Annotated in this window: 12 protein-coding genes; 6 read left to right on the top strand and 6 right to left on the bottom strand. The window is 69.1% G+C overall.

The window, feature by feature from the left end; translation table 11 throughout:
- The 4 genes from BWI15_RS11695 (at position 1) to BWI15_RS11680 (ending at position 8,324) form a co-directional block, all read left to right on the top strand.
- The gene (locus BWI15_RS11695; protein WP_237771227.1) at positions 1-1,377 is read left to right on the top strand and encodes an ATP-binding protein; all 1,377 of its coding nucleotides are present in this window, start codon (positions 1-3) and stop codon (positions 1,375-1,377) included.
- 180 nt (positions 1,378-1,557) lie between these two features.
- Positions 1,558-4,737 (top strand): efflux RND transporter permease subunit, encoded by a 3,180-nt coding sequence (locus tag BWI15_RS11690; protein WP_077014343.1) that lies wholly within the window; start codon positions 1,558-1,560, stop codon positions 4,735-4,737.
- A complete protein-coding gene (locus BWI15_RS11685; RefSeq protein ID WP_077014342.1) occupies positions 4,734-5,159 on the top strand; it encodes a hypothetical protein in 426 nt (141 codons plus the stop codon). The genes BWI15_RS11690 and BWI15_RS11685 overlap by 4 nt, the downstream gene beginning before the upstream one ends.
- Positions 5,160-5,183: 24 nt before the next feature.
- On the top strand, positions 5,184-8,324 hold the full coding sequence (locus BWI15_RS11680; RefSeq protein ID WP_077014341.1) for an efflux RND transporter permease subunit: 3,141 nt from the start codon (positions 5,184-5,186) through the stop codon (positions 8,322-8,324).
- 33 nt (positions 8,325-8,357) lie between these two features.
- Here the strand turns inward: BWI15_RS11680 and BWI15_RS39330 are convergent, their stop codons facing one another.
- The 5 genes from BWI15_RS39330 to BWI15_RS11660 all read right to left on the bottom strand — a co-directional run bounded on the left by BWI15_RS39330 (position 8,358) and on the right by BWI15_RS11660 (position 11,853).
- On the bottom strand, positions 8,358-8,513 hold the full coding sequence (locus BWI15_RS39330; protein WP_168197296.1) for a hypothetical protein: 156 nt from the start codon (positions 8,511-8,513) through the stop codon (positions 8,358-8,360).
- 95 nt (positions 8,514-8,608) lie between these two features.
- Positions 8,609-9,340 (bottom strand): lipoate--protein ligase family protein, encoded by a 732-nt coding sequence (locus BWI15_RS11675; protein WP_077014340.1) that lies wholly within the window; start codon positions 9,338-9,340, stop codon positions 8,609-8,611.
- 54 nt (positions 9,341-9,394) lie between these two features.
- Complete coding sequence (locus tag BWI15_RS11670; protein ID WP_077014339.1) at positions 9,395-10,261, bottom strand: haloalkane dehalogenase; 867 nt, start codon at positions 10,259-10,261, stop codon at positions 9,395-9,397.
- A 3-nt stretch (positions 10,262-10,264) separates the two neighbouring features.
- Positions 10,265-10,969, bottom strand: coding sequence for a hypothetical protein (locus tag BWI15_RS11665; RefSeq protein WP_077014338.1), 705 nt, complete (start codon positions 10,967-10,969; stop codon positions 10,265-10,267).
- Between the two features lie 71 nt (positions 10,970-11,040).
- Positions 11,041-11,853: an SDR family NAD(P)-dependent oxidoreductase gene (locus tag BWI15_RS11660; protein ID WP_077014337.1), complete on the bottom strand. Its 813-nt coding sequence runs from the start codon at positions 11,851-11,853 to the stop codon at positions 11,041-11,043.
- An 81-nt stretch (positions 11,854-11,934) separates the two neighbouring features.
- On the opposite strand from BWI15_RS11660, the gene BWI15_RS11655 reads away from it, so the two are divergent.
- The gene (locus BWI15_RS11655) at positions 11,935-12,354 is read left to right on the top strand and encodes a MarR family winged helix-turn-helix transcriptional regulator (RefSeq protein WP_077014336.1); all 420 of its coding nucleotides are present in this window, start codon (positions 11,935-11,937) and stop codon (positions 12,352-12,354) included.
- Positions 12,355-12,368: 14 nt separating this feature from the next.
- On the opposite strand, the gene BWI15_RS11650 is transcribed toward BWI15_RS11655, so the two are convergent.
- Positions 12,369-14,693, bottom strand: coding sequence for a polysaccharide lyase 8 family protein (locus BWI15_RS11650; protein WP_077014335.1), 2,325 nt, complete (start codon positions 14,691-14,693; stop codon positions 12,369-12,371).
- A gap of 114 nt (positions 14,694-14,807) precedes the next feature.
- Between BWI15_RS11650 and BWI15_RS11645 the strand changes: the two genes are divergently transcribed.
- Positions 14,808-15,839, top strand: coding sequence for a GntR family transcriptional regulator (locus BWI15_RS11645; RefSeq protein ID WP_077014334.1), 1,032 nt, complete (start codon positions 14,808-14,810; stop codon positions 15,837-15,839).
- Position 15,840: the final 1 nt, after the last annotated feature.

Below are 15,840 nucleotides of genomic sequence, written 5' to 3'. Positions count from 1 at the left end.
ATGCGACTGTCACGGCGACGTACGCCGTCGCTGCGGACGCGGATGGTCCTGATCGCCGCGGTCGCGACGACGGCGGTGCTGATCCTCGGCGGCGTGCTGCTCTCGGCGACCGTGCGCATGGTGCTGATCGACGACGCGATGGACACCGCTCGACTCCGGGCCCGTGACCTCGGTGCGCTCGCGGCCGCCGCTGAGCTCCCGCCGGACCCACCGGTGCGTGACAGCGATTTGGTGCAGGTCGTCGGCGACGGCGGCCGGATCCTCGCCGCCAGCCGCAACGTTGCCGGTGGGGCACCGCTCACCCTGCCCGCGCAGCCGCCGGGGACCACCGTGGTCCATCGGGTCGACCGGATCCCGATCGCCGACTCGGGCGCCTACCGGGTGGTTGCCCATGGCATCAGTACGCCGGACGGCGCGGTCACCGTGTACGTCGGCGTCTCGATCGAGGAGATCGACGAGACCGTCGCCCTGGTCGGTCAAGTGGGACTGGCCGCGACCCCGCTGTTCGTGGTTCTGCTGTCGGTCGTGATGTGGACCGTGCTGGGGCGGACGCTCGCTCCGGTCGAGCGGATCCGGCGGGAGGCCGACGCGATCACCGCCCAGCACCTCGACCGCCGGGTCTTCGAACCCGAGCAGCACGACGAGCTCGGCCGGCTGGCCCGAACGGTCAACGCGATGTTGTCCCGGTTGCAGGACAGCGCGGTGCGGCAGCGCCGATTCGTCGCCGACACCGCGCACGAGTTGCGCAGCCCGATCGCCAGCCTGCGCACACAACTGGAGACCGCCCGTGACAGCACACGGCCGGTCCACTGGGACCAGGTGAGTGCGGACCTGCTCGACGAGACCGTGCGGATGCAGGTGCTCGCCGAGCAACTGCTCCTGCTGGCACGGGCCGATGCGGGAACTCTGGGACGGACCAAGGTCGCCGTCGACCTCGACGACGTGGTCGACCTGGTCAGCGCTCGCCTGGTCGTCGATCCCGCGGTCCGGCTGGACACCCGGGGCGTCGAACCGGTCCAGGTGAGTGGTGATCCGATACTGCTGGAACAGGCGGTGCGCAACGTGGTCGGCAACGCCGTCGCCCATGCCGACCGGCAGGTCCGGATCGGGCTCACCGTCACCGACAGCGAGGCGGTGCTCACGGTCGACGACGACGGACCGGGGATCCCGCGCGAGCGACGCCAGGAGATCTTCGAACGCTTCACCCGGCTCGACGCCGCACGCGATCGCGACCACGGCGGTGCGGGCCTCGGGCTGGCGATCGTTGCCGACATCACCCGTGCCCACGACGGCCGGGTCGAGGTCTGTGAGTCACCGCTCGGCGGGGCTCGTTTCCGGCTCAGGCTGCCGCTCACGGAGGACCTGAGAAAGTGCTGAGACCCGGCGCGTTGACGCGGGTTCGGCACCGACCTACTCTCCGAAGGAAGGGGACCGCGCGAGTCGAGCCACAGTTCGCGCGGGGCGAGCGAGGGGGTGTGGCCACGGGGTTCGGCCGGACGGCGTACTGCGTCGTGCTGCCCTGAGGCATTGCCTCCTCTGGGGGAGGTCTTGACGATCATGCGTTGGATCGTGGCATCGAGCATCAGGTTCAGCCGGCTCGTGGTGGCGCTGGCCATCGGGGCGCTGATCATCGGCATCGTTCAAGTGGACCGGGCGCGGATCGACGCGCTGCCGGAGTTCACCCCGACCACCGTCGAGGTCCAGACCGAGGCGCTGGGGCTGTCGGCCGAAGAGGTCGAGCAAATGATCACGGTCCCGCTGGAGCAGGATCTGCTGGCCGGCGTGGCTTTTCTCGACACCATCGAGTCGGTGTCGCTGCCCGGCCTGTCCTCGGTGGTGATGACGTTCGAAGAGGGCACCGATCTGCTCGACGCCCGCCAGGTGGTCCAGGAACGGTTGTCCCAGGCAACTGCTGTGGCGGGCCTGCCGCACGTGTCCAAGCTGCCGCAGATGATCCAGCCGTTGTCGTCGACCAGCCGGCTGTCGATGATCAAGCTCTCCTCGGACACACTCACGCCGATCGATCAGTCGGTTCTGGCCCGGTGGGTGATCACGCCGCGGCTGATGTCGGTGCAGGGCGTGGCCAACGTGACCGTCTGGGGCTTCCGGGACCGGCAGTTGCAGGTCCTGGTGGATCCGCAGCGGTTGCGCAGCAGCGGTGCCACGCTGCCGCAGGTGATCCGGACCACCGGTAACGCGCTCGAGGTGTCGCCGTTGTCCTTCCTGGAGGCGTCGTCGCCCGGGACCGGCGGATTCATCGACACGGTCAACCAGCGACTCGGTATCTTCCACGAACAGGCCATCTCGACGCCGCAGGAACTGGCCCGCGTCCCGCTCGAGGGCCAGCCGGCCGGCGCGACCGCGCGCACCCTCGGCGACGTGGCGCAGATCGTGGAGAACCATCAGCCGCTGATCGGCGACGCGATCTGCCCGGGCGGCGAACGATGCCTGCTGCTCGTGGTGGAGAAGTTTCCCGGCGCGGACACGGTCGAGGTGACCAAGAACGTCGAGGCCGCGCTGGCCGCGATGCAACCGGGACTCGGAGGCCTGCGGATCGACACGTCGCTCTACCGGCCGGCATCGTTCGTCGAGTCGTCGTTCGCCGACCTGCGGTGGGCACTGGTTGCCGGAGGCATCTTGCTGTTGCTGGTCCTGCTGCTGTTGCTGCGGGACTGGCGCCGCGCGCTGATCACCCTGGTCGCCATTCCGGTTCCGCTCGCGGTCGCGGCCGTCGTGCTGTACCTGCGCGACACCTCGGTGAACTTCATGGTCGTCGCCGGTCTCGTGCTCGGCCTGACCGTGATCCTGCACGACGCGATCACCGACGCGCACGGCCTCACCGCGCGGATGCGTGCCCGGCGCGGCGACGAGGATCCGGCCGTCACGGTGGCGGCGACGGCGGCCGAAACCCGCGGCGGCATGCTGTACGCCGGTCTGATCGTGGCAGCGGCCGCCCTGCCGCTGTTCTTCCTGACTGGAATCGGCGACGCCTTCCTGCCGCCGCTGGTCTTGTCGTACCTGCTCGCAGTGGCGGCGTCGATGCTCGTGGCCCTCGTCCTCACGCCGGTCGTCGCGGCCATGCTGTTGTCCGGTGACCACCGTGAGCCGCGCAGGGGCGGCGTCGTCCGCAAGTTGAGTGACGGGTACGACCGTCGGGCACCCGGGCTGGCCGGCCGCACCCGGTCCGCCCTCGTCGTTGCGGCAGTCGTGGCGCTGATCGGTCTGGCGGCGGTGCCGTTCCTCGACACCTCAATGAGCCCGGCCCTCAAGGAACGCGACGTACTGGTTCACCTCGAGGCGCCAGCCGGAACGTCGTTGCCCAAGATGACCGAGCTCACCGAGCAAGCGGTCGAGAGTCTGCGATCCGTGCCAGGGGTCGAGAACGCGGGCGGTCAGGTCGGACGCGCGATCGCCTCGGACCAGATCGTCAACGTCAACTCCGGCGAGGTGTGGGTCAAGGTGGGCGCCGACGCCGAGTACGACCCGACGCTCGCCGCGATCCGGGACGCCGCGCGCGGCATCACCGGCGTACGGACGGAGGTGCTGACGTACTCCGGTGAGCGGGTCACCGACGTGCTCGACCGCAGCCGTGACGGCCTCGTCGTCCGCGTCTACGGCGACGACCCCGCGCAGCTGGACCGCACGGCCGAGGAACTGCGCGGACGGATGGCGGGCATCGACGGCGTCACCGGCGTGACCGTCGACCGCGCGCTGACCGAGCCGACGGTCCAGGTGCAGGTCGACCTGACCCGGGCCCAGGCCGCCGGCGTGAAGCCCGGCGACGTACGGCGCGCCGCGACCGCGCTGATGGGCGGCATCACGGTCGGCAACCTCTTCGAGCAGCAGAAGGTGTTCGACGTGGTCGTCTGGGGCACGCCCGCGATCCGGCAGAACGCGGCCGGGGTCGAGAACCTGTTGATCGACAAGCCGGCCGGCGGCCACGTCCGGCTCGGTGACGTCGCCGACGTCCAGGTCGTGCCGAACCAGGTGGCGATCCGGCACGAGGCGATCGCGCCGTACCTCGATGTGGTCGCCGACGTGGGCGGACGGGACGTCGACGCGGTGGCCGGCGACGTCCGCGAACACCTCGGTCAGGTGCAGTTCCCGCTGGAGTATCACGCCGCGCTGCTCGGTGAGTACGAGGAGGAGCAGGCCGCGCAGCTGCGGACGATCGCGGTGTCGGTGGCCGCGGCGATCACGGTCCTGTTGTTGCTGCAGGCAGCGTTCGGGAGCTGGCGGCTCGCGCTGCTCGCCTTCGTGGCGTTACCACTGACGCTGAGTGGTGGGGTGGTGGCGGCAGTGATCGCCGGCGGGACGTTCGGGCTGGGATCAGTGGCCGGACTGCTCGGCGTCTTCGGGATCGCGAGCCGGGTGATCGTGCTGCTGATCCGCCGGTACCGGCAGGAGACGGAGTTCGGACCCGACGGCGTCGTGCGGGGGACCCGGGACGTGCTGGACCCGACGCTGGTCACGGTGCTGGCGATCGCGGCCGTGATGGTGCCGATCGTTGTGGTGGGCAACATATCCGGATTCGAGATCGTGCACGCCATGGCGGTGGTCGTGCTGGGCGGGCTGGTGACGACGACGCTGGTCACGCTGTTCGTCGTACCGGTGCTGTACCTGCGGTTCGGCTTCGCCTCCGAGCCGGACCTGTGGTCCGACGAGCAGCCGCCCACCGAGCGGCCGGCGCCGGAACTGGTTCCGGCCAAGGCGGGGGAGCGGGGAGTCTCGTCATGAGGCGGCGCTGCGTTGTGCCGGTGCTCGTCCTGACGGCCGCCCTCGGTGGCTGCGCCGGCACGGTCGCGGACTCCTACGAGATCGAGCACGAGCCGGCCCACCTGGAGACCGTGGCCGGCAGCAACCATCCGAGGATCGTGCTCGAACCGGAGGCGGTCCGCAGGCTGTCGATCCGGTCCACCCCGGTACGCCGGCAGGCGAACCTGCTCGTCGTCCCCGGGGCGGCGGTGTTCGTGGATCCGGCCGGCGGCTGGTGGGTCTACACCAATCCCGAACCCAACGTCTACTTGCGGCACGCGATCAAGATTCAGCGCCAGGCCGGCGGACTCGCGTACCTGACCAGCGGACCACCCGCCGGGACCGAGGTCGCCACCGTCGGCGTCCCGACGCTGTACGGCGTCGAAGAAGAAGTCGGGCACTGAGGCACCGGTGAAGGGGCCACCACCATGCGCTGGATCGTCGCATCGAGTCTGAAGTTCCGCTTCCTGATCGTCGCGCTGACCGCCTTCTTGATGTTCTTCGGCGTGCAGCAGCTGGGCAAGTCGGCGGTCGACGTCTTTCCCGAGTTCGCGCCGCCGAAGGTGGAGGTGCACACGATCGCGATCGGGCTGGGCCCGACCGAGGTGGAAGAGCTGATCACGGTCCCGATGGAGCAGTCGCTGAACGCGATCCCGGGTGTCGAGACCGTTCGATCGCGCTCGGTCGAGCAGCTGTCCCAGGTCGTCCTGCTGTTCGCCGAAGGCACCGACCTGCTCGAGGCCCGCCAGCTCGTCGCCGAACGGCTGGCCTCGATCACCCCGACGCTGCCGACCTGGGCGGCGCCGCCGGTGATGCTGCAGCCGCTGTCGGCCACCAGCCGGGTGCTGAAGATCGGGCTGTCGCCGGCCGATCCGGACATCGACATGATGGATCTGTCGATGACGGCGTACTGGAAGATCCGGGCCCGGCTGCTGCAGGTGCCCGGCGTGGCCAACGTCCCGATCTGGGGCGAGCGGCTGGAGATGCTCCAGGTGCAGGCCGACCCGGCCCGGATGGCCCAGCAGAAGGTCAGCCTCGAACAGGTGATGACCGCCACCGCCGACGCCCTCGACGCCGGGCTGCAGCAGTACTCCGACGGCAACTTCATCGGCCGGGGCGGCTTCCTCGACGGTCCGCAGCAGCGGCTCGGGATCCGGCACATGACGCCGATCGTCGATCACGACCAGCTGGCCGGCGTACCGATCGTCACCAACGACGGCCGGCAGATCCGGCTGCGCGACGTCGCCGACCTCAGGCGCGACCATCAGCCGCTGATCGGTGACGCCGTGATCAACCAGGGCGACGGTCTGATGCTGATCGTCGAGAAGTTGCCCTGGGCCAACACCCTGGACGTCACCCGAGGAGTCGAGGAAGCGCTCGCCGAGCTGCGTCCCGGCCTGCAGGGCATCGCGATCGACTCGACGATCTTCCGTCCGGCCACCTTCATCGAGGACGCGATCGACAACCTGACCCGGTCGCTGATCCTCGGCGCGCTGCTGATGATCGCGATGCTCGCGCTGTTCCTGTACTCGTGGCGGACCGCGGTGATCAGCGTGGTCGCGATCCCGCTGTCGCTGCTGGCCGCGCTGCTGATCCTCACCGCGCGGGGTACCACGATCAACACGATGGTCCTGGCCGGCTTCGTGATAGCGCTGGGTGACATCGTCGACGACGCGATCATCGGGGTCGAGAACATCGTTCGCCGGCTCCGCCAGTACCGCAGCGAGGGCAGTACCCGGTCGACCGCCAGGATCATCCTGGAGGCGGTGCTGGAGGTGCGCAGCGCGATCGTCTACGCGACGCTGATCGAGGTCGTCGCGATCCTGCCGATCTTCATGCTGGCCGGGCTGTCCGGATCCTTCTTCCGGCCGCTGGCGCTGTCGTACGCGCTGGCGCTGCTCGCGTCGATGCTGGTCGCGCTGACCGTCACGCCGGCCCTCGCGCTGATCTTCTTCCGCAACCCCAGGTCGCTCGAGCACCGTGAGTCCCCGGTGGTTCCACCGCTCAAGCGCGGCTACGAGTGGATCCTCACCCGGTTGGTGAAGCGGCCTCGGCTCGGGTACCTGGCGGTCGCGCTCACCACCGCGCTCGGCCTGGTCCTGCTGCCGCTGCTCGGTCAGTCGCTGCTGCCGAACTTCAAGGAACGCGACTTCCTCATGCACTGGCTCGGCAAGCCCGACATCTCGCTGCAGGAAGAGGTTCGCACCAGCAAGGCGGTCAACGCCGAACTGCTCACCATCCCCGGCGTCCGCAACGCCGGTTCACACATCGGCAACGCACTGCTCGGTGACGAGCCGCACGGCGTGTACTTCGGGGAGAACTGGATCAGCGTGGACCCCTCGGTCGACTACGACGAGACGGTCGCGTCCGTCCGCGGTGTCGTCGACGGTTATCCCGGGGTGTTCCGCGACGTGCTCACGTACCTCAAGGAGCGGATCCGCGAGGTGCTGACCGGATCCAGCGACCCGATCACGATCCGGATCTTCGGCCAGGACCTGGAGCAGTTGCGGGCGAAGGCCGAGGAGATCAACCGGATCGTCGGTGACGTGCCGGGGGTGGGCAAGCACTCGGTGGACTTCCAGGACGCGATCCCGCAGATCCGCGTCGAGGTCGACCTGGACGCCGCCCAGCGGCACGGCCTCAAGCCCGGCGACGTCCGCCGCGCGGCTGCCTGGCTGATGGCCGGCGAGGAGGCCGGCGACATCTACACCGAGGGCAAGGCGTACGACGTCCAGTTGTGGACGCCGCCGGAGAAGCGGCGCAGCGTCACCGACCTGGAGAACCTGCTGATCGACAAGCCGGGCGGTGGCCAGGTCCGGCTGAAGGAGGTCACCGACATCAGCATCGTGTCGGTTCCGAACGTGGTGCAGCACGAGGACCTGTTCCGCAACATCGACGTCGGCGCCGAGCTCGACGGCTCCCGGGACCTGGGGTCGGTCGTCGCGGACATCGAGGACCGGCTGGAGCAGGTACAGATGCCACTGGAGTTCCGCGCCGAGATGCTCGGCGAGTACACCGAGCGGCAGTCCGCCCAGCAACGGCTGCTGATCTACGCGATCGCCGCGGCGGTCGGGATCTTGCTGCTGCTCCAGGCGTCGTACCGGAGCTGGCGGCTGGCGGTGATGACGTTCGTGACGCTGCCGGTCGCGCTCGTCGGCGGGGTGATCGCCGCGTACGCCGGCTCCCGGGTGATCTCGCTGGGCTCGCTGGTCGGCTTCCTGACCGTCTTCGGCATCGTCGCGCGCAACGGCATCATGCTGATCAGCCATTGCCAGCATCTGGAACGCGAGGAGGGCGTGCCGTTCGGCCCGGACCTGGTCATCCGCGGCGCCAAGGAGCGGCTGGTCCCGATCCTGATGACCGTGCTGACCACCGGTCTGGCGCTGATCCCGCTGCTGGTGTCCGGCTCGATCCCCGGTCAGGAGATCGAGCACCCGATGGCGGTCGTGATCCTGGGCGGGCTGATCACCGCGACCTTGCTGAACCTGTTCGTGGTGCCGGCGTTCTATCTGCGCTTCGCCAGGTCTCGCCGGCAACGCCGAGCCGAGTCCGAACCCACGCCGGTTTGACGGTCGGAGAGAGCTGCCGCTCAGCAGCGATCGTCACCGGGCCGGAACCTCGTCGAGCCAGGACCGCAGCAGCGCGTCGTCGACCTCGGCGGCTCGGCGCCGAGCCCGGGCGGCGCGGACCTCGGCCAGCGCGCTCAGCCCGAACAGAACGAGGACGTCAAGAAGAAGTACACCTTGCAGAAGGCTCATCAGCATCGCTTCCCGGACGGCGGGGGGAGACAGACATCTCGATCATCCCGATCTGCTGCTGAGAGTCCGCTGAGGACAGCTCGGCCGCCGGGTCGTCAGACTCGGTGATCGGGTGCGTACGAGGCGGCCAGTTCGAGGGTTGGCTGGTCCAGGGCGGAGGGTGTGACGTCGGGAGCGAAAACAGCGTGGAAGTGCTGCTCGACGGTGGTTGCCGTGAGGTCGGGGCGTTCGGTCGTCAGGGATCCTACGGTGGCGGGGTCGAGTGGTAGTTCGAGGTGGGCGTAGACCTTGACCAGGAGTGAGCGGATCCGGTCGTCGTCGCCGATGACGGTCAGGGAACTGAAGAGCCAGGCGTGCTGGACGACTCGCTGGGCGGTGCCGACGAGCTTGACAGCACCGCGAGCGTTGATGCTCTGCGCGCCAGGACAGTACTCTCCAGGAACCTCGCCGACCCGCGCGTCGACGCCGAGCGCTCGCAGCGCTTCGGCGTACTGGATTCCGAAGCTGGCGAAGCGCCGCTGGTGGTCTTCGGTCGCCCGGAGGTCGTGCCGGACATGGTCGACCACGATCGCTTCGGAGGTGTAGGCGACCGGCCGCCCGCCGACGGCGCGGACGAGCGGCTGGAAGCCGGCGTCGCGCCCGGCCTGTACGGCGGCCTGGAATCCGGGATGGCGTGTGTCCCGGCGTCCGAAGACGAGCACGGGGCCGGCGGGCCGATAGATGCGGATTGCGTCGGTCACCTCACCACTGGAGGCTCGCCGGACCAGGGCGTTGGACACGGCCAGGTCCATCGCCGCGTCATCTACGGGGCCCGCGAACAGTTGCATGACTACATCGTCTCAGCCGCCCGCTTGAGCGGAGATCCTCGCGCCGCCCGTCGATCAGTCCAGCGTCGGGATCCAGCGGGCCAGCGCGGCCTCGATCTCGGTCGGGGAGTCCTCTGGCAGGAAGTGGGAGCCGCTGACGGTCACTTCTTGCTGAGCGGGCCAGTTCCGGCAGAGATCGCGCAGCGGGCCGGTGAGCAGCGCGCCGGGGGAGCCGTTGACGAAGAGCTTGGGTACGTCGCAGGTGGCCATCCAATCGGCGTTCGCGGTGACGATCTCGTGGACGTCGGCTGGATCGCCGTCGATCGGGATCTGTCGGGCCCAGGTGAGCATCGGGCGTCGGGATTCGCCGGCCTGGAGGTACGGATGCCGGTACGCGGCGAGGTCTCGGTCGTCCAGCTGTCGCAGCGTGCCGGCCTGGAGGATCTGCTCGATGAAGATGTTGTCGGTGAGTACCAGTTGTTCGCCTGCTTCGCTGCGCAGTGGCTTGAAGAGGTCTGGGCTGGGTGCGTTGGGGCTGTCCCAGGTGACTGGCGCGACGAGCGTTTCGAGGTAGGCGATTCCGGCGACGTCGTGCGGATGGCGACGGGCCCAGTCGGTCGCGAGTACGCCGCCCCAGTCGTGCCCGACCAGCACGACCGGCTGATCCAGCTGCAGGCTGTCGAGAAACGCGTCGAAGTACCGCTGGTGGGTGGTGAACCGGTACCGGTGAGGGTCGGTGCCCGGCACCGGGTCGGAGTCGCCCATGCCGGGCAGGTCGAGTGCGAGGCAGCGCCCGAGTCGTGGGCTCATCACGTGTCGCCACAGGTACGACGAGGTCGGGTTGCCGTGGACGAACACGACCGGTCGGCCCTCGCCGATGATTCTGCACGCGAGCCGCAGATCCAGTACGGGAAACAGCTCGGGAGTCTCAGCGGTGGGCATGGCTCATTCTCCCCAGGGAACGATTCCGCTCCGCCCCTGCCACGAGCCGTGTTCCGACAGTGGCCGGAACCGCAGGGTGGCGAACTCGTGGTGGAAGTCCCTGCGCCGGCGTTCGGTCATGGCGTCGGCGTGACGGTCGGGGTCGGGGACGGTGCTGTGGCCGTGCACCATCTCCTCCATCTCTCGCACCGACCGCCAGATCGAGAACGTGGAGATCGTTCGCGGCGGGCGCATCGCGGCCAGCGCCAGCGTGGTTCCCGGATGGTCGCGAACCAGCCGCTCCACGGGCTTGCCCCACTTGAGGAACCTCGGCACCTCCAGGAGGCGCATCCGGGCCACCGTGACCGCGACGACGGGTTCGGCGGGGTCCCACTCGCCGGCTCGTGCCGGCAGGTCGGGCAGCGCTGCGAGCCGTGACCAGCGGCGCAGGAACTGCATGCGCACGTGCCAGCCCGCCGCGAGCTGCCTGCCCAGTGGGTGGTCCGCCAGGAAGGCCGTGACCGCCGCCTCGTCCTCCCATCGCGCGAACATCGCCATCCGACGCAGCTGCATCCGGTCCGGCGAGACGGTCGGGGCACCGAGGCGCATCAGCGCCAGGCATTCGGCGTACCGCAATCCGGGCGTGGAAGGCACGGCCGGCGGCTTCCACAATGCCCCCGCCGTCGTCGCCGGACGGAGCTCCGCGAGGTGGAACGTGAAGATCGTCATCGTTGGACACTGTCCCACGGAGTGAGGTCTGGGCGGAGGAAACCGCCGAGGCTGTATCCCTGGTGTTGCAGCTACGCCAGATCGGTTGCCTCGTGCAACCGCAGCCGGCGGTTGAACGCCGCGGCGATCCGCACGAGGGCGGCCCGCGGCAGCAGGCGCGCGGGCCAGGTGAGGACCCGGTTCACAGTCCGGCCTGGGTAGGACGCCGCGCGCCGTCGGGCGTAGTCGTCGAGGGTGTCGGCCGCGACGGTGTCCGGGGTGTCGGCGTTGGGGTCCATCGTGGCCGTCGTGCCGTCGAAGAAGCCGGTGGCGACCGCGCCGGGGTGCGCGGCCATCACGCGAACGCCGGTGCCGCGCAGTTCCTCGGCCAGCGCCTCGGTGAAGGACAGCACAAAGGCCTTGGTCGCGGCATAGCTGGCTTGATAGGGCAGAGGCTGGAAGGCCGCCGTCGACGACACGTTGATGATGCCGCCGGAACCGCGCGCGACCATCTCGTTCCCGATCGCGTGGGTCAGGGCGAGCAGTCCGCCGACGTTCAGGTCGAGCGTGCGCAGTTGCGGCTCGAGCGGGCGGTCGAGGAACGGGCCCACGCTGCCCGCGCCGGCGTTGTTGAGCAGCAGGTCGACGGTCAGGCCGCGGTCGCGCAACTCCCGCAGGATCCGCTCCGGACCGTCCGCGGCGGCGAGGTCGCCGGTGATCACCTCGGTGTCGGTCCTGCCGTGCTGCTCCTCGATCTGTACGGCGACCTTGCGCAGCTCGGCCTCCGAGCGGGCCAGCAGGATCACCCGAGCTCCCCGGCGCGCCAGCTCCAGCGCGTACGCCCGGCCGAGGCCCTTGGATGCGCCGGTGACGAGCGCGGTGACACCTCGATAGTCGTCGTTCACAGATCCTCCATGTGCTTCAAGTCTTGAAGTATTGACGCTAGCAGAATCCTTCAAGACTTGAAGCATCGGTAGGATGTCGGTATGACCACGTCCGAGCTCACCGCAGTGGTCGCCGCGACCCACGAGATCTGGATGCGGACCAACGACCTGATCGAGAAGTCGCTGGCCCGGCATCGGCTGACTCCGGCGACGTTCCAAGCGCTGTGGGCGATCGATCCGGACGAGTCACCGCCCTCGATGAAGGTGATGGCCGAGCGCCTGTACTGCAACGCCGGGAACCTGACCTTCATCACCGACCAGCTCGTCAAGCAGGGTCTGGTGGAGCGTGCGGTGGATCCGTCCGACCGCCGGTTCCGCGTCCTGGTTCTGACGGCGAAGGGCCTCGAGGTCCGCGAGGAGCTGGTCGCCACGGCGCTGGAGAAGACTCCGCTGGCTGTGCTGACCCGCAGCGAACTGAAGCAACTCATGGTCTTGCTGAACCGTGCCGTCCAACCGGACTGAGATCGTGAATCACCTCAGATTCGAACCGTCAGGTGTTTGCCGGCGCCGGCCGCGGCGGTCGTGTCGACGGTGATGTCGAGTCCGAGCGAGGTACGGCGTACGGTCACCCCCTCGTCGGCCCGGACGACCTTTGCCGTGGGCAACAACATTGCGAGTCGCACGGCGGTGGCGAGCTGGGTCGGGTCGGAGATGGCCACGTCGATCTCGCGCCCGCGGCTCCGTCGGATCACCGAACAGGGCGTGTGCGCGGCGAGCTCGGCGACCCGGTCAGGAGTCCAGAAGTTGGCCAGCAGGAGTTGACCGCGAAGTAGCGCCTGCACGTTCGCGGTGTTGCGAAGGACGAGCAGTTCGGAGTGCCGGGCGAGCTGCTTGGTCCGCCCGACGGATGCGCCTGGCGCGACGAGATAGCTGTACGTGGCGTTCGTCGGGTTCACGCCATGGTCCAGCCACATCGTCAGATAGCGGCGGGTGATCGGTGTCGTGGGGCCGCCGGTGTTGATGTCGCGCCAGGAGCCCGTTCGTGCCTCGCGCCGTAGCTGCAGGGGTGTGCTGCCGTTCAGGAAGACGTAGCCGGCCACGCCGTCGAGGTGGGCCCAGTTTGCGTCGACGGTCGCCGAATCGCCGAGCGCGGAGACCTGTGGGGATCCGTTCACCGTCACGACGTTGGTGCCCGTGCTGTGCAGGTTGCGGTTCTCGACGATCGTCTCGACCGAGTGCCCGCTGCTGCCGGTGATCCCGGCGCCGAGCGCCACGACGTACTCGTCGAGGCAGAACCAGGACTTCCGGGCGCGCATCGGCGACACCGGGCCCTGCAGGTCCTGCCCGACTGCCGCATAGCCGTCGAGTGTGGAGCCGCCCACCCAGGTGGTGGTGGGCCGGGCCGCGCCCCACTCGCCGCCGGCCTTAGGTGCCAGCGGCAACTTGTCGACGGTGGTGCCGGGAAGCCGGTAGCGATCGACGGTCGGCCAGAACGCGTCGGCGTACTGTCCGTTGTCCTGGTCGTAGAGGTAGGTCATCCCGGAACCGGTGTGGAAGCCCTGGTCGTTCTCGCCGTTGCCGCACTCGTAGTACGCGATCCGCCTGCTGGCCATCGAGATCGAATACGCCCAGCCGGCGCGGCGGTGCACGGAGCGGTCCATGCTCGCGAAGAGCGTGTGGCCGTCGCGCTCCGGCGCCGGTGTGACGCCTTGCAGGCTCTTGATCAGGCCGACCCGGGGGAGTGTTGCCCCGGACAACACGTTCCCGAAGGTGTCGCGCTGCACCCAGCCGGCGACCGCGGATCGCCACTGGGCCGCCAGGGCGGCGTCAACGCCCTGCGCCAGACGAAGGATCGCCTCCATGGCGGTGTAACCGTCGTTGTGGTCGGACGCGTTGTGGCGGGAGATCGCGCGGCCGCGGACGAAGTCCATCATGCGGGCGTCGTGGACGACCGGGAGGTACGCCTTCGCGACCGCGTCGAACAGGATCTGCCGCTTCGGGTCCGTCACCGCCCAGGGCGAGTTCGCCAGCAGCGCGAGCAGTTTGCCGATGCCGCTGAGCAGGACATGACCGTAGGTGCCGGTGTAGGCGACCCAGGTGTGCTGCACGAACGAACCGTCGCGGTAGAAGCCGTCGCCGCTGGTGACGTACTGCCAGGTGTCGCTGAGGCCGTCCCGGGCGTGCACGAGTTTCGCTTCGTCATCGGTGACGAGAGACCGGACGATGATCGCCTGGCACAGGTCGACCCGGTTGGCGCCGGTCGAGACGATCGGGCCACGCTCTGGCGGGAACATCAGGTACGGGTCGGGCACAAAGTGGTCGATGGCCGCGCAGTACCGCTCCCGGGTCTCGGCCGGCAGTTCGTCGTACAGCAGGACCATGAGGTTGGCCAGCGGCCGGGTCGCGCCGATCTCCCAGGACCACCAGTTGCCGAACTCGGCCCTGGACGGGTTGTAGACCAGTTGATCCATCGACTCCAGGGCAGCCTGTACGTCGGCCAGCAGCGCGGGATCGGCGTGGTACTGCGAACCGGGCGTGGCCCAGGCGGTCGCCCATTGCTCGAGCCGGACGTAGGTGTTCGGGATCGACGGATCCGCGGTCAGCGGCTGGTCGGTGAACACGAGCGTCCTGCCGGGACCGCGGTCGAGCTTCGTCAGCGACGACGTCACCGCGGCGTCCAGTCGGCGCAGTGCGGCCGCGTAGTCCGGATCGGCGGGGTCGATCGCCGCGCTTGCGGTCAGATCGGCGGCCCACTTCGCCCGGAGCGCGGCGAAATCGGCGGGAGCGGCGAGGGCCGGAAGGTCCAGAGTGAGCGCTGTGGCGGCGGCCGTCGTACCGGCCAGGAAGGTGCGTCGTTTCACGGGGTCTCCTGAGGCGGGTCAGGGCTGGTTCGCACGAGTCTGCGCCAAGTCATCTGCTCGGTCAACGGATTGATACGAATGAATTTCCCAAGCGCCGGGCGGTAGAGTCGGCGCGTGAGCGCATCTCAGGTACCTGCGGCTGAGGTGGGGCGCGGGCAGAAGGCACGGCATCTGGCCGGTGAACTGCGCCGCGGGATCGCCGAGCTCAGGTGGCCCGGCGGCAAGCTGCCGACCGAGCAGCAGTTGGCCCGCGAGCAGGGCGTCAGTCTCAACACGGTCCGGCGGGCCGTGGACCTGCTCGTCCAGGACGGCCTCGTGTACCGGCGGCAAGGTTCGGGGATGTACATCGCGAACGCTGACACCGGACCGCTGATCGGCGTCGCCGTGCCGTCGATGACGTACTACTTCCCGCGCATCATCGTCGGCATCGAGCGCGAGCTGGCCAAACACGGCGCGCAGATGCTGCTGCGCAGTACGGAGTGGAACTCCGTCGAAGAGCGGCAGGCCGTGGACGGACTGGTGAACGCCGGAGCGGCCGGGCTGATCCTCGCCACCGAGGGGCCGAACATGGCCGGTCTGGAAGACGTCGACGTACCGGTCGTCCTGGTGGAGCGAGGGCTGGAGGATCCGAACACGCTGCACGAGTTCGTCGCTTCGAACCACGCTGCGGGAGCGCGTACGGCGCTGGAGCACCTGCGCGGCCTGGGGCACACCCGCATCGGTTATCTGGAGCGCATCAGCCCCCACACGGCTCCGCAGCTCCGGGCGGGACTCGGCGACGTGCCCGTCCTGATCGAGTCGCGCGAGCGATGGACGACTGCGGACGCCGACCGATTCCTCACCGCGCTGCTGCGCAAGAAGGCGACCGCTGTCATCTGCTTCGCCGACCGCGAGGCGACGTTGCTGCTCAACGCGGCGATCGCGAAGGGCATCTCGGTGCCCGGTGAGCTGTCGGTGATCAGCTACGACGACGAGGTCGCCGATCTGTCCGAGATCCCCCTGACCGCGGTCTCGCCGGCCAAACTCGACGTCGGCCGGCTCGCCGTCGAAACTCTTCGAGCACGCCTCGCCGACCCGGACTCACCACGTCGCCAGATCTCGCTGGTGCCCAACCTCGTCGTGCGCGAGTCGACCGGTCCGGTGTGAT

The sequence above is a fragment of the Kribbella sp. ALI-6-A genome (genome assembly GCF_001984195.1).
GTDB lineage: Bacteria > Actinomycetota > Actinomycetes > Propionibacteriales > Kribbellaceae > Kribbella.
Note: the sequence above shows the minus strand (reverse complement) of the source record. Positions and strands in the feature narration are given on the sequence as shown.